At 47.6% G+C, this 13789-nt stretch carries 12 protein-coding genes; 10 read left to right on the top strand and 2 right to left on the bottom strand.

Annotated features, from left to right (window positions below; translation table 11 throughout):
• Positions 1-127: 127 nt before the first annotated feature.
• The gene (locus tag H3S82_RS10000; RefSeq protein ID WP_198232346.1) at positions 128-1273 is read right to left on the bottom strand and encodes a P-loop NTPase; all 1146 of its coding nucleotides are present in this window, start codon (positions 1271-1273) and stop codon (positions 128-130) included.
• A gap of 73 nt (positions 1274-1346) precedes the next feature.
• Positions 1347-2588 carry an alpha/beta hydrolase gene (locus tag H3S82_RS11425; protein WP_198237147.1) on the bottom strand — a complete coding sequence of 414 codons (1242 nt, stop codon included), beginning with the start codon at positions 2586-2588 and terminating at the stop codon, positions 1347-1349.
• Positions 2589-3484: 896 nt separating this feature from the next.
• Between H3S82_RS11425 and H3S82_RS10010 the strand changes: the two genes are divergently transcribed.
• The 10 genes from H3S82_RS10010 to H3S82_RS10055 all read left to right on the top strand — a co-directional run bounded on the left by H3S82_RS10010 (position 3485) and on the right by H3S82_RS10055 (position 13448).
• A complete protein-coding gene (locus H3S82_RS10010) occupies positions 3485-4534 on the top strand; it encodes a DUF4105 domain-containing protein (RefSeq protein ID WP_198232349.1) in 1050 nt (349 codons plus the stop codon).
• A gap of 139 nt (positions 4535-4673) precedes the next feature.
• On the top strand, positions 4674-4808 hold the full coding sequence (gene rpmH, locus H3S82_RS10015) for a 50S ribosomal protein L34 (RefSeq protein WP_075869057.1): 135 nt from the start codon (positions 4674-4676) through the stop codon (positions 4806-4808).
• A 185-nt stretch (positions 4809-4993) separates the two neighbouring features.
• On the top strand, positions 4994-5362 hold the full coding sequence (gene rnpA, locus H3S82_RS10020) for a ribonuclease P protein component (RefSeq protein ID WP_198232350.1): 369 nt from the start codon (positions 4994-4996) through the stop codon (positions 5360-5362).
• A 14-nt stretch (positions 5363-5376) separates the two neighbouring features.
• Complete coding sequence (gene yidC / locus H3S82_RS10025; RefSeq protein WP_198232351.1) at positions 5377-7224, top strand: membrane protein insertase YidC; 1848 nt, start codon at positions 5377-5379, stop codon at positions 7222-7224.
• On the top strand, positions 7225-7881 hold the full coding sequence (gene yihA / locus H3S82_RS10030; protein WP_198232352.1) for a ribosome biogenesis GTP-binding protein YihA/YsxC: 657 nt from the start codon (positions 7225-7227) through the stop codon (positions 7879-7881).
• Positions 7882-8567: 686 nt separating this feature from the next.
• Positions 8568-9260: a glutathione S-transferase family protein gene (locus tag H3S82_RS10035; protein ID WP_198232353.1), complete on the top strand. Its 693-nt coding sequence runs from the start codon at positions 8568-8570 to the stop codon at positions 9258-9260.
• Positions 9241-10389: a tRNA epoxyqueuosine(34) reductase QueG gene (gene queG, locus H3S82_RS10040; RefSeq protein ID WP_198232354.1), complete on the top strand. Its 1149-nt coding sequence runs from the start codon at positions 9241-9243 to the stop codon at positions 10387-10389. Before H3S82_RS10035 ends, queG begins: the two co-directional genes overlap by 20 nt.
• Positions 10386-11324, top strand: coding sequence for an NAD(P)-dependent oxidoreductase (locus H3S82_RS10045; protein ID WP_246785269.1), 939 nt, complete (start codon positions 10386-10388; stop codon positions 11322-11324). Before queG ends, H3S82_RS10045 begins: the two co-directional genes overlap by 4 nt.
• A 122-nt stretch (positions 11325-11446) precedes the next feature.
• Complete coding sequence (gene mepA, locus H3S82_RS10050) at positions 11447-12355, top strand: penicillin-insensitive murein endopeptidase (protein ID WP_198232356.1); 909 nt, start codon at positions 11447-11449, stop codon at positions 12353-12355.
• Positions 12356-12428: 73 nt separating this feature from the next.
• Entirely contained in the window at positions 12429-13448 is a 1020-nt protein-coding gene (locus tag H3S82_RS10055) for a glucokinase (protein ID WP_198232357.1), read from the top strand.
• Positions 13449-13789 lie beyond the last annotated feature (341 nt).

Here is a 13789-nt window from a genome sequence, read left to right on the forward strand (position 1 = left end):
GTTGTGAAAAGGCATTGAACAGCGTTCGAAAACGACATTTAGGCACCTAAGTTGCAAAGTCAACCTAACACAACTTTTAAAGAATCGCAAAACATGGTTTACAAAGGGTTAAATTTCGCCTTTTCGTTTACAAAAGGTTACTTTTTAGCCGATCGGCTATTTCGCTATAAAGTTTGGCAAAAGTGCTTTGCGGTTTGGCAATATAGACCGGTGTACCGGCATCCGACAAAGCGCGCACATCCGGATCAAGCGGAATTTCGCCCAAAAAAGGCACCTGCCGGTGGTGGGCTTCATTGCGTGCCCCGCCATGGCCGAATATGTCATAGCGCTTGCCTGTGTCGGGAGCGATAAAATAGCTCATATTCTCTATCACGCCCAGAATCGGCACGCCGACCTTGGTAAACATCTCTATGCCCTTGCGCGCATCAACCAACGCCAAATCCTGAGGGGTGGACACAATCACCGCGCCGGTCATCGGCACTTGCTGGGCAAGTGTCAATTGTGCGTCACCGGTGCCGGGCGGCATATCGACAACCAATACATCAAGCGGCCCCCATAAAACATCGCGCAAAAATTGGGTGACAGCCGACATCACCATGGGACCACGCCAAACCATTGGCCGGTCTTCATCCACGAGAAAGCCCATCGACATCAATTTCAGGCCGAATTTTTCCAGCGTTTCAAGCTTGTTGCCTTCAACCGCACGCGGGCGCTGGTTGATAAGGCCGGTGAGCCTTGGCAAGGACGGCCCGTAAATATCGGCATCCAAGAGCCCAACTTTAAGCCCCTTGTCGGCAAGTGCCAAAGCCAGATTGATTGCAGTTGTCGATTTGCCAACGCCACCCTTTCCGGATGCAACAGCAATAATATGTTTAACCCCGTCAATCGGCTTTTTTTCACCAATGCCATGGCTTGCACGCGCAATTTTCGGGTTCGCGTGCCCCGGTTCGACAACAATTCTTTTTGCCGGTCCCTTATGGGGCGCAGCGTTATTTGCCGTTTCAGTAGCATTGGCCGAACCCTTTTTCTCGGCAGTCAATGTGACAATTGCGGCTTTAACGCCATCCATTGCCTCGACAACCTTCTGCGCGGCCTGTCGCAACGGCTCCAGTTCTTGTGCCCTTTCATCCGGCACAGTTATCGAAAAAAATACCTTGCCATCGGAAATAAATATTTCCGAAACAAGCCCGAGCGAAACAATATCGCTTTCAAAATCGGGCCCTTTGACCTTACGCAATTCATCAACAACATCATCGCTTGTGATATTGGACACGAAATTTTCCTTCCTGCAAATTTGCTGGATTTTTTTCCTTTCCTATCGCGGTGACAAGCCGTTGGTCAACCGGCTAATGAGCAGTTTTTCCGGTTTTTGTATTGGCCAAAATGCGGCTTGAATTTTGGTTGCCCAACCATTTCACAATCATCTCGCGATCTTTTTCACCAATCATATGGTCACTGTTCACGATTTCACTATCGACCTTGGCACCGTTTTTAGTAAGCATCGCCGACAAAGCCGGTTGAAAAGGCGAATAAAGGGAATCTTTTTTCCCCGAAATAATCAGCACATTGGTTTTTGACAAATTTTTATGCGGGTAAGTATCCAGAACCGGCATGGAACGCAAAAGAACTGCACGCCGGACAAGTTCGGGATGGCGCATCATAATGACCGCCAGCAAATTGGCGCCGTTCGAATAACCGACAAAGGTCGCCCGTGACAAATCATATTGATCCTCTTTACCAGAATTGGTCAAAAACTCGACAAAGGCTTCCGCCTCGTCAACCGCATCTTTCTGATCGAATTTTGTCGGTGTAATTTTTTTAAACCAGCGCGTTTCGCCATTTTGCACAATGCGCCCGCGAATGCCCAAAAGTGTTGCCTGTGGCCAAATCGGGCGGGCAAAGGATAACAATGTGGTTTCATCACCCCCCGACCCATGCAAGAGAATAATGACTTCGCCTGACGGGTTGGCAGCGCGGTCAATGCGATAACGGAAATTATCAAGACGAACAATATCGGCACGGTCATCATTATTTTTTTGCATAAAAATTCCTTTATCCGGAGTTTTGTTGGCGGTGTCGGCTTCAGGATTGGCCCTCAAATTTCCCGGCAATTTTGCCAAACCGGATTTAAGCGGCACAACGCTGTTTTGAACTGTGCCGTTCGCCATGGTTGCATTGATCTTCATGACATTGTCAGGGCTTTTTACACCATCGTTTATATTTTTATTGGCGTTTATTTTTATATCGGCGTTTATTTTTATATTGGCGCGGCTTTTTACAATTTCGCGGCTTTTTATAAGATTACCGCTTTCGGTGAAATTGCGTGCTATGCTTGAACGCTTGGCTCCGGCGTCGGCTTTCAACACATTGGCGGCGCGATAATTGGCGCTGTCCGGCACTATCAACGGCCGGATAGCGGATGTGCCCTCGTTTTCTTCCGCTCCGGTTGTTTTACCCGCAAAATCGTCATTCATGAAATGGCCGCACATATCCTTGACAGATGGCTGAGTGAAAGCCACGGCATCACAAACAAAATTTGCCAATGCCAGAACAATAAACGCAAGAAAAAAAACGGACTTTTTTGTCATAACTCCATTATGCCGATGAACCTTTTAACAATTCTTCAATATAAGGGTTAAAGGCTGTTTAACCAAAACAATTCGCAGTGAAGAGCCGATAGCGCCTCCCTTAAGCTGTCAGAAAAACTTAAAGACAAACACATCGAAAAACGGCACATGGAAAAACGGCACATGAAAAAACAGCACATGAAAAAACAACACATGAAAAAACAGCGAGGGGCTTTTGCCACCCGTCATCAAATGAAATATCCAATATCGAAATAGAATATCGACTTTCAATGAGCAAATTTGCCGAAACGGAAAATCCGATTTGCTTGTTGGCGATATGCTTGTTGGCCATGCGCTTATTGCCGATGTGCTTGTTGCAAAGATTTGCAGCAGACCCGTACGCCCCTCTCTCCTCGCACATTTTCGCATAAGTTTTGGGGTAAGGCGGCGCTTTTTCCCAAAAACATTTTTAAACAAGCGTTTTTAAACAAGCGTTTTCGGAAAAGCCCTTATCTTTTTGCGAAATTCCGGTAATCATCGCCGAAATACAAAATCATCCCCAGTCTCAAAGCCTCGATACACAATAGCCGACGCAGAATTTCATCGGGAGTAGTACAGCTGTTATCAAAGGAACGAAATTCTCTCAACGATCGTTCAACCTCGAAAACACTGTTGACCGGCTCTTCGATCGAACGATTTTGCTTTGAAAGATATTGACGAATCATCAAGATCAGTCGTTGCATATCTGTGCAATGTTCGTTCATCTTTCCACCCGATACACTTACGCTACAATTAACAATCATAGGTTGTTTTCTGGTTGAATACAACATTATTCTTTGAAAGGACTACATCAGGCCAATATTTTTTAATAAAAAGGCATTTTCTGATTGATCGGGTCATTATGAATTCGGGTAGTTATGAATAAAGTTATTTTACATCGGGAAAGCACTCTGTCACATTTTCTATTGCGTATTCTTGCAAAAATTGCGCGTATAGTGTGGGTCTGTTTTGCCTTTTTCATGCTGGTATGGAGCCTCTTTGCGTTTTTCTACCAGTTACCGTTCAATATGGCGGGCTTTGTCTTTATTGCCGCTTTATGGGTGGTCGTCGGCATTTATGCGCTTATCCTCGAATTCAAAGCCCCATGGAAATCGCGTATTCTTTTAGCACTTATGTTTATCGGCGTGATCACATGGTGGTCGACAATCAGGCCGACACTGCACCGTGATTGGGCACCCGAGCTTGCGCGCAGTGTGGAAGCCACATTCGACCCGATCAATCCCGATATTGTCCATCTTCAAAACATTCGCAATTTCGAATGGATCGCGCCTTACGAGGGAAAGGAAAACTGGGAAAACGGGACTTATAATATCAATGATCTTATCGGGCTTGATGTCTATTTATCCTACTGGATGGGTCCCTATATTGCCCACACACTTGTGGGCTTTACCTTCAAGGACGGGCGCCATCTGGTGTTTTCTGCCGAAATCCGGCGCACAAAAGAACAAAGCTTTTCGGCTATTGGCGGTTTTTTCAAAGAATTCGAATTGATCATGATAGCCGCACCTGAAGAAGACATCATAAAATTGCGCACCGATATCAGGCATGAAGACGTTTATCGCTATCCGATCAATGTGCGTCAGGAAAAGATAAAAGAACTCTTTGTGAACTATCTCGAAACAGCCGATAAACTTGCCCATAAAGCACGCTTTTATAACACGGTTACGGCTAATTGCACGACAGTCGTTTTCGATATGGCTCGCGTACTCGACCCCGGTATTCCGCTTGACTGGCGCATTCTCTTTTCAGGACAGCTCCCCTCCTATCTTTATGACCTCAAAGTGGTCGATACGAAAAAAACGTTAAAAGAGCTTGTTGACGAAGCCCATATAAAGCCCCAGATAAAAGGCCGCCGCGACCAATATTCTGTTGAAATTAGACAGGGGCGAAATACGAACGGCAATTGACTCGATGAAAACTAAACCGTATAAGCGCAAAAATTGCCTTGTGCTTTATTTAAAAAGGTACAGGGTTTGAAAACTGTTCAACCGGCGGAAAACCGCACATAGAACCAAGAAGGGCCGCACGCCGCGGTATGTTAAATAAATGAAACGTACATATCAACCGTCCAAACTCGTCCGTAAACGCCGCCACGGCTTCCGTGCGCGCATGGCAACCCTTGGTGGCCGCAAAGTCGTCGCTGCTCGCCGCAACCGCGGTCGCAAGCGCCTTTCAGCCTGATTTTTCGGTTTTTTCCGGCTTTCCAATTTTTCCGGTTTTCTTTTTCCGGTTTTTCAGGGATTTTACAACCACGGGAAAGATAGGCATTATGACCGGTTTTCCCATTTTTGTTGTAAAAAGGCCAGTGTCGAGACGTCCGTTAAAACCCGCTCTTTCAAGGCAGAGTTTTGTCAGAGGTTTTTCCGATGAGTGACAAATCCTTCCTCCGCCTTCGTAAAAGGGCGGATTTTTTGGCATTAAGAAACGGCGAAAAACGGCGCGGTCCGTTTTTTCTTCTCGAATCGAAAAGCCGGAATTTGCCGGAAGAAATCAGGGCAATAACGCCGCCGCGTGTCGGTTTTACTGTCACACGCAAAAATGGTAATGCAGTCAAGCGTAATCGCATCAAACGGCGTTTACGCGAGGCTTTCCGGCTTTCATTAAAGCGTGACATTGCCGCCGGGACAGATTATGTCATTATTGCGCGGCCCGATGCGCTTCTAGCATCATTCGACAGTCTGACCGGAGAAATGGAACGCCGGTTCAGGCAAAAATTACAAAACTCGAAACGGTAACAGGACAATCGCTCATGGAATATAATCGTAATTTTTTCATTGCTATTGGATTGTCGCTCCTTATCATTCTTGCATGGCAGTATTTTTATGTTGCGCCGAAAAATGCCGACCAGCAAAAGGCTCAAGAAATTGCCCGCCAGATCGAGAAAGATGAAAACGCGCAAAATCAGGCCGTTCCGACTGCCGAAAATGGCACTGTAACACCGCCGCAAAACAAAGAAGAAACAAACCCCGCCGGTTTCGAAATGACACCGGACGCACGGGATGCGGCGCTTAAAAAATCCAAACGTGTTGCAATCGACACGCCCGAGCTTCAAGGGTCGATCAATCTTGTCGGTGCCCAGTTCGATGACCTGTTTTTGAAAAATTACCGCTTGACGGTTGACAAAAATTCGCCGGAAATTGCCCTTCTTAACCCGAACGGTTTCAACACAACCTATATTGCCGAATTCGGTTTTACCGGCAAGGGATTGCCTGCCGGAAGCCTGCCGCAATTCAATACCGAATGGAAGGTTGATGGCGAAAACACAACCTTGACCCCCAAGACACCTGTCCATCTTGTCTATGATAATGGTCAGGGTCAGGTCTTCCACCGTGTCATCTCGGTTGACGAAAATTATATGTTCACCATTTCCGACAGTGTCACCAATAATGCCTCTTCGGTTGTAAGCCTTCTGCCTTATGCGCGCGTTGCCCGCGCTGCTCCTCCCGAACACGCAAGTGCCACCTATCTTCTTCATGAAGGCATGATCGGCGTTGCCGGTGATGACGGCCTCAAGGAAGAAAAATATTCCGCATTGAAAGATTTGAAACCCGATGCGTCGAACGAAAAGAAAATGGTTTTCGACAAGGTCAAAGGCGGCTTTATCGGCATCACCGACAAATATTGGGCCGTTGCTGCCATTCCTCCGCAGGATGAGGAATATACCAGCCGTTTTGTCTATTTCGACCGTCTTTCCACCCATTATCAGTCAGATTTGACCGGCAAGGTCATCACCGTTGCTTCCGGTGCAACCGAAACTGTTACCAATCATTTGTTTGCCGGTGCAAAACGCGTTGAAACCATCAATGCCTATCAGGACAATCTCAAAATTTTAAAATTCGAATTGTTGATTGACTGGGGCTGGTTCTCGATCATCACCAAGCCGATGTTTGCTTTGATCGACATTCTCTTTAAGCTCACCAACAATTTCGGCGTTGCCATTCTGCTTGTCACTGTCATTTTGAAGGCAGTTCTGTTCCCGCTTGCCAACAAGTCGTACAAGTCCATGGCCCGCATGAAGGTCGTACAACCGGCAATGATGGAAATCCGCACCAAATATGCCGATGACAAGGTCAAGCAGCAACAAGCCATTATGGAGCTTTACAGAACCGAGAAAATCAATCCGCTCGCCGGTTGCTGGCCGCTACTTGTGCAGTTCCCGATTTTCTTTGCCCTTTATAAGGTCCTCTACATCACCATTGAAATGCGCCATGCGCCGTTCTTTGGCTGGATTCAGGACCTTGCAGCTCCCGACCCGACCTCGCTCTTTAACCTGTTCGGTTGGCTTCCCTATAATGTTCCGGCATTTTTGATGATTGGCGCGTGGCCAGTCATTATGGGTATCACCATGTTCTTGCAAATGCGCATGAACCCGACACCGCCCGACCCGACACAGGCCATGATTTTCACATGGATGCCGATTGTCTTTACCTTCATGCTCGCCTCGTTTCCTGCCGGTCTTGTTATTTACTGGGCATGGAACAACACGCTGTCGATCTGCCAGCAGGCAATCATCATGAAAAGTCAGGGTGCAAAGATCGAACTTTGGGACAATCTCAAAGCCATCTTCAAAAAGAAACCGAAGAAAGAGACCAAATAAGTGACAGACAGTCCTGCATTGGCGGGACTTTTTGCCCGTAACTGGATTTTTATCCGCGGTGTACCGGCAATGAAGTTTCTGCCGCCCGAAGGGCCCGCCGAAATTGCCTTTGCCGGCCGTTCCAATGTCGGCAAATCCTCGCTCATCAATGCGTTGGTCGGACATAAAAGTCTCGCCCGCACGTCGAACACCCCCGGCCGCACACAGGAGCTCAATTATTTTGTGCCTGATGGCTTTGCCGGCACTGTGGACGATTTGCCGCCACTCGCACTTGTCGATATGCCGGGCTATGGCTTTGCCGAAGCACCGAAAGCACAGGTCGACCAATGGACAAAGCTCATTTTCGACTATCTGCGCGGCCGCACCACTTTAAAACGCGTTTATGTGCTGATTGATTCCCGCCATGGCATTAAAAAGAATGACGGGGATGTGTTGACGCTTCTTGATAAAGCTGCTGTTTCCTATCAGATTGTTCTCACCAAGATCGACAAAATCAAACCGGCCGAGCTTCAAAAATTGATTGATAATACCCATAAGGTGATCGTCAAACGCCCTGCCGCTTTTCCCCATATCATCGCCACCTCTTCGGAAAAAGGCATTGGCCTTGATGATTTGAGGGAAACGATTTTAGAGGCCGCCAATCCGCTTGCCCGATAAGTTTTTGCCCGATAAATTTTTGTTCATTGAATTTTGCCCCGTTCAAGTTTTGCCCCGTCAAATTTTACGCGGTTGAAGTTTCGCCCCTTCCAAGTTAAGCCCCTTCCAAGTTAAGCCCCTCCAAGTTTTGACCCGTTCAAGTTGTGCCCGATTTCGTTTTCAAAACTGGCGGCTGAAAATGCGCGCCACAACGAACAAACAAAACCGTTTTGGCACGCCCGACACCGTTTGCACTCAAGGGCTCATCATTGAAACACTGTTGGCAAAGACCGGCTTTTGGAAAATCACTTCCTGTTTTTTAAAAAATCCTGCCTGCATTTTTAAGAATTCTCCCTTTTCGAGAGCTATCTTTTTAAAAACAGGCTCTGGTACTTCTCCGAAAAACGTCTTCACGGGAAAGCCATCGGTTTACAATTGAACTCTCAAGTGAATTCTCAAGGAAATTTTGAAGGGGGAAGATGAAACAACCCGAACGTCAAAACAATGGATGAATACATCTTTTCAACGTCACCGGTTTATACATTCCGTTTTCAAATTATTAACGTTGAGAGACAATTTTTTGCCGCGTTTTACAATTGGTTAAGCATGAGTGTTGCAACAGGGGAAGCACCGTGGTTCCCTTTCTTGTTCTTCGGGCGAATGGGTTCTATAAGGTCTTTTGAAGTTTTTTAAAAACCAGAGTAGTCATGCTAACGCTTTTTCATCATCCGATGTCTTCTTCGTCCCGTTTTGTAAGGCTCATCCTTAATGAATATGATGTTGCCACCAATCTTATCGAAGAGCATGAATGGGCACGCCGGCGCGAATTTCTTGCGCTCAATCCGGCCGGCAGCGTGCCGGTATTGTTAGCCGAGCGGGAAGTGCCGCTTTGCGGTGCCTATGTCATTTATGAATATCTTGATGAAACGCGCGGCGGCTTGCGTCGTGACCAGCGCTTCTTTCCCGAAAACCCGCTTGAACGCGCAGAGGTTCGCCGCTTGACCGAATGGTTTTTATCGAAGCTTGAAAGCGAAGTAACCCGTCACATTGTGCGCGAACGTATTTATAAACGCGAAATACCGCTCGCTCAGGGTGGTGGAGCACCCGATTCACAAACTTTGCGCTATGCCCGTGCCAATATCCGCCCGCACATGAAATATCTCGAATGGCTTGCCGCCTCGCGTGACTGGCTTGCCGGAACGTCCATTTCTTATGCCGATCTTGCCGCTGCTGCGGCTCTTTCTGTTCTTGATTTTATGGGAGAAATCGACTGGAAAACTTTTCCTGCCTCGCGCGACTGGTATATGCGCATCAAATCGAGACCCTCGTTCCGTCCGCTTTTGAATGACCGCATAAGAGGCATTGCTCCGAGCACGCATTATGCCGATCTCGACTTCTAAGGACAAAGCAAAACTCAAGGATTTTCTGGTCCTCAGGGAATTTCTTGTCAAAGAAGCCGCAGCGCAAGGTTTCGATGCGATAGCCATCACCGGTTGTAACAATCAAAAAGCTGCCCATCACCTTGTCGAAGCCTTGCACCAAGGCTATCACGGCACCATGGAATGGATGGTTGAAACCGCCAAACGGCGTATGGAACCTGTGAATTTATGGCCGGACGTCAAGTCGGTCATTATGCTTGCAATGAATTACGGGCCGGACGCGCATGAATTCCACCAGAGACCCGACAAAAGCTCCGGCAATATTTCCTATTATGCGCGCCATCGTGATTATCATGAATTGATAAAGGGGCGTCTCAAGCAGATGGCCTCGCGCTTTGTTTCGCGTTTCGGTGGTGATGTCAAAGTGTTTGTCGATACCGCACCCGTTATGGAAAAGCCGCTTGCCCAACTTGCCGGACTTGGCTGGCAGGGGAAGCACACAAATCTTGTAAGCCGCGAATTCGGCTCATGGCTTTTTCTCGGTTCCATTTTTACCGATGTGGAACTTCCCTTTAATGAGCCTGAAGTCGACCATTGCGGTTCCTGCCACGCCTGTCTTTCCGCCTGCCCTACCCATGCCTTTCCTGCCCCTTATCAGCTTGATGCACGCCGCTGCATTTCCTATCTGACCATCGAACTTAAAGAGCAAATCCCGCTTTCATTCCGTAAAGCCATCGGCAATCGTATTTATGGCTGTGATGATTGCCTTTCCGCCTGCCCGTGGAACAAATTTGCCCGAACGACACGAGAAATCAAACTCAAAGCACGAGAAGATCTGATTGCTCCGAAACTCGATTTTCTTTTGAAACTCGATGATGCAGCCTTCCGCTCATTTTTCACCGCTTCTCCGGTCAAACGCATCGGGCGCAACCGCTTCATCCGCAATTGTCTGATTGCTGCGGGAAACAGCGCCGACCGAAAACTCGTCAGTGTGGTCAAGCCGCATTTGAAGGATCCCGACCCGCTTGTTGCCGGTATGGCCGTCTGGGCCTTGAAACAACTCCTCACAAAAGCCGAATTTGATGAATTGGCAAAGCGTTCTATAACATTCTCTTCAAACCCCGATGTATTAAAGGAATGGGAAGATTGAAACAGGATAGAGCAAAGGGAAAAGCAGCGGAACAATTCATGATGCTTGGAGCGGGCTTCTCTGCTCGCGCCTTTGGTTTGCTTTACGGCAACCCCGTTGCCAACACATCAGACACCGCGCCTTCTGCCACAAAAAGCCGGATTTGCGGCACCACACGCACAAAAGAAAAATTCGCCACTCTCGAAAGCGCCAATATCGAACCATTTCTTTTTGACGAGCCGAGCCGAACTTTTTTTGAAAGGCTTCAAACAACAACACATCTTGTTATTTCGGTTTCACCCGATGATAAAATGAGCGACGCGGTTTTGAACCGGCCCGACATTCTTGGATCTATGCCGGAGTTAAAATGGATAGGCTATCTTTCCACCATTGGCGTTTATGGCAATCATGATGGCCGGTGGATTGACGAGGAAGCCCCCTGTCACCCCTCGCTTAAACGCAATATTTCCCGCCTTGAAGTGGAAAAGAAATGGCAGGCTTTCGGGGAAAAACGCAATATTCCCGTTGCCATTTTGCGCCTTGGCGGCATTTATGGCCCTTCGCGCAATCCTTTCATGAAATTGAGTCAGGGCAACAAAACGCTTGTTATCAAAAAGGGGCAGTTTTTCAACCGCATTCATGTTGATGATATTGCCGGTGTCATCAAGGCATTTTCTTCGGCAAAATGTGAAGGCATTTTCAATATTGTCGATAATGAACCGGCAGCGCCTGAAGCCGTCATGCATTATGCCGCAAAATTGATGGGGGTAATGGATCTTGAAGAAGTTCCCTTTGAAAAAGCCGATATGTCGCCCATGGCACGTTCTTTTTATGGTGATAATAAAAGAATATTGAATCATAAACTTTTAAAAACAGGATATAATCTGAAATATCCCGATTATCGAACCGCATTGGAGGCAATGTGGAAAGATAAACTTTGGGATAAAAAGATCTAAGCTCGCACGCAAATCCGAAAGGCGGGCGGGTGCTTGCGACGAGTGACAAGTTTTTAAATTGTGACAAGTTTTTAAATTATTGTGCTTTTGAAAAAAGTTTGCGCGTTCGAAAGGCGTTAGGGATGTCTTCAAAGTTCAAGTCATTCAACCGGATTTTGGCAACAACATTGGCAGCGGTTTTTTTGCCTATCGCGGCTGCCCATGCTGACGAACCGGCAAAACAGGCTTTTGGCGCCGTCAAATTGCCCTCGACCGGTCAAGCGCAATCCATCGGTTTTTATTCCAAAGGCTGTCTTAATGGCGCGGTAGCGCTACCGATTGACGGGCCGAACTGGCAAGTCATGCGGCTTTCGCGTAACCGCAATTGGGGGCATCCGGCAACCATACGCTTTATCGAGCAATTGTCGCGGCAGGCCGCCAAAGATGGCTGGTCGGGCCTCCTCATTGGCGACATTTCGCAACCACGCGGCGGGCCGATGCTGAACGGGCACGCCTCCCACCAGATCGGGCTTGATGCGGATATCTGGCTCACCCCCATGCCCGACCACCGTTTAAGTCGGGAAGAAAGAGAAAATATGCAAGGCGTATCTATGCTTAAAAAAGATTCGCTTTATGCCGACCCGAAAAAATGGACACCCGAGCGCACCGCACTTATTCGCGACGCAGCTGAAAGCCCTGAAGTCGAGCGCATTTTTGTGCATCCGGGCATAAAAAAACAATTATGCGATACAGTGACCGGCGACCGTTCGTGGCTCCAAAAAGTGCGCCCCTATTGGGGGCATTTCTGGCACTTCCATGTCCGGCTAAAATGCCAGGCGGGTTCTGAAAATTGCAAACCACAACCAAAAGTGACAGGTGGTGACGGTTGCGACAAATCGCTTGCCTGGTGGTTTACCGACGAGCCATGGGCCGATAAAAAGCCGAAGAAACCCGTAACCACCACACCGCCGAAGCCGCATATCATGATGGTTTCGGAATTGCCGAAGGAATGCACGGCGGTTTTGGACGCACCGGAAAAATCGGCTAAATAAACTATATTTTGCAATTTTTCATCAATGATATAATTGCAATGAAATACCCAACCACCAAACCGGGGAATGGTTCATGCAAAATCAAAATCTGGAATTTCCTGTTCTTATCGGCGATATTGGTGGCACCAATATGCGGTTTTCGCTCATCCTCAATCAGGCCGGCGAACAAATGGCCATTGCCACCCGCAAAGTGAATGATTTTCCAACTATTGAAGAAGCCATTCACCAGACCATTCTGCCATTGATAAAAGCGCCCTTAAAATCGCTCTTTCTCGCCATTGCCGGTCCGGTAACGGGAGAGGTTATCAAGCTTACCAATTGCAACTGGGTCATCAATCCTCGCCACCTCATGGAAGAATTCGGCTTCAATGAAGTTTTCATTATCAACGATTTCGAGGCGCAGGCACTTTCCACGATTGTATTGCCGCAAAAATATCTTGAGCCAATCGGCCCGATAAACACCGCCACAGATGATACAAAAGTTATCATCGGTGCCGGTTCGGGGCTTGGCATTGCCGGTCTTACCTATCTGAACGGGCACTATATCCCGATTGAAGGTGAAGGCGGGCATATCGACTTTGCCCCGCAAAGCGAAGAAGACTTTGCGCTCTACCCGTTTTTGAAAAAGATCGTCGGGCGTGTGAGTGCCGAGGAATTGTTGAGCGGGCGCGGACTTTTAAATATCTATCGTGCCATTTGCGATATGCGCGGCGCAACACCCACCATCGAAGTCCCCGAAGTCATCACCTCCGAAGCTTTAACTGCCCATGAACAACAAGCTTATGACACGGTACAATTTTTTATCAATTATCTGGCGCGTTTGGCGGGTGATTTTGCCCTCGTTTTCAAGGCCGAAGGCGGTGTTTATATCGGTGGCGGCATTCTGCCGGAACTTTTACCTCTCATTGACGAGGATGCATTCCGCCAAAATTTCATCCATAAACAACCACATGAAAAACTGCTTGAAAAAATCCCCACATTTGTCATCACCCATCCCCGGGCCGCACTCGTCGGTATGGAATCCTATGTTCATCAACCCGAGCGTTTCATGCTTGATATGAAAGGCCGTTTCTGGGTGCACAGCCATAAGTAACTTTTCCTCCGGCATTTTTTCAAATCAAGGTTTTGCGGCGGCCGATTGTGCCAGTTCAAGTCTTTTTCAGACGGGCATTATTTCATCATTCTGTCGGATGGGAGCACAATACTGTGAATGAACGCCAAGAAGGAGCCAAGTGTTTGGCGCACTCTTCTTTAGCCTCTCTCGATCGCCGATCTTATAAACGTAAATTTGCCAATCTTTAACTCATAAATTCGCCAATCTTGAACACAGGTCAAGCTCCGTTCCGGAAATGATCGGAGCCTTGCGAAACGAAACGGAATTGTTGGCATTTGGCATAACCACGCAAAAAATAAGTGTGGAATAATACCGGATAA

The organism is Bartonella sp. M0192, from assembly GCF_016102305.1.
Lineage (GTDB): Bacteria > Pseudomonadota > Alphaproteobacteria > Rhizobiales > Rhizobiaceae > Bartonella > Bartonella apihabitans.

Coding starts and splice junctions, on each gene's coding strand:
- H3S82_RS11425 (WP_198237147.1), bottom strand. CDS start 2,588: ATGACAAAAAAGTCCGTTTTTTTTCTTGCGTTTATTGTTCTGGCATTG.
- H3S82_RS10010 (WP_198232349.1), top strand. CDS start 3,485: ATGAATAAAGTTATTTTACATCGGGAAAGCACTCTGTCACATTTTCTA.
- rpmH (WP_075869057.1), top strand. CDS start 4,674: ATGAAACGTACATATCAACCGTCCAAACTCGTCCGTAAACGCCGCCAC.
- rnpA (WP_198232350.1), top strand. CDS start 4,994: ATGAGTGACAAATCCTTCCTCCGCCTTCGTAAAAGGGCGGATTTTTTG.
- yidC (WP_198232351.1), top strand. CDS start 5,377: ATGGAATATAATCGTAATTTTTTCATTGCTATTGGATTGTCGCTCCTT.
- H3S82_RS10035 (WP_198232353.1), top strand. CDS start 8,568: ATGCTAACGCTTTTTCATCATCCGATGTCTTCTTCGTCCCGTTTTGTA.
- queG (WP_198232354.1), top strand. CDS start 9,241: ATGCCGATCTCGACTTCTAAGGACAAAGCAAAACTCAAGGATTTTCTG.
- mepA (WP_198232356.1), top strand. CDS start 11,447: ATGTCTTCAAAGTTCAAGTCATTCAACCGGATTTTGGCAACAACATTG.
- H3S82_RS10055 (WP_198232357.1), top strand. CDS start 12,429: ATGCAAAATCAAAATCTGGAATTTCCTGTTCTTATCGGCGATATTGGT.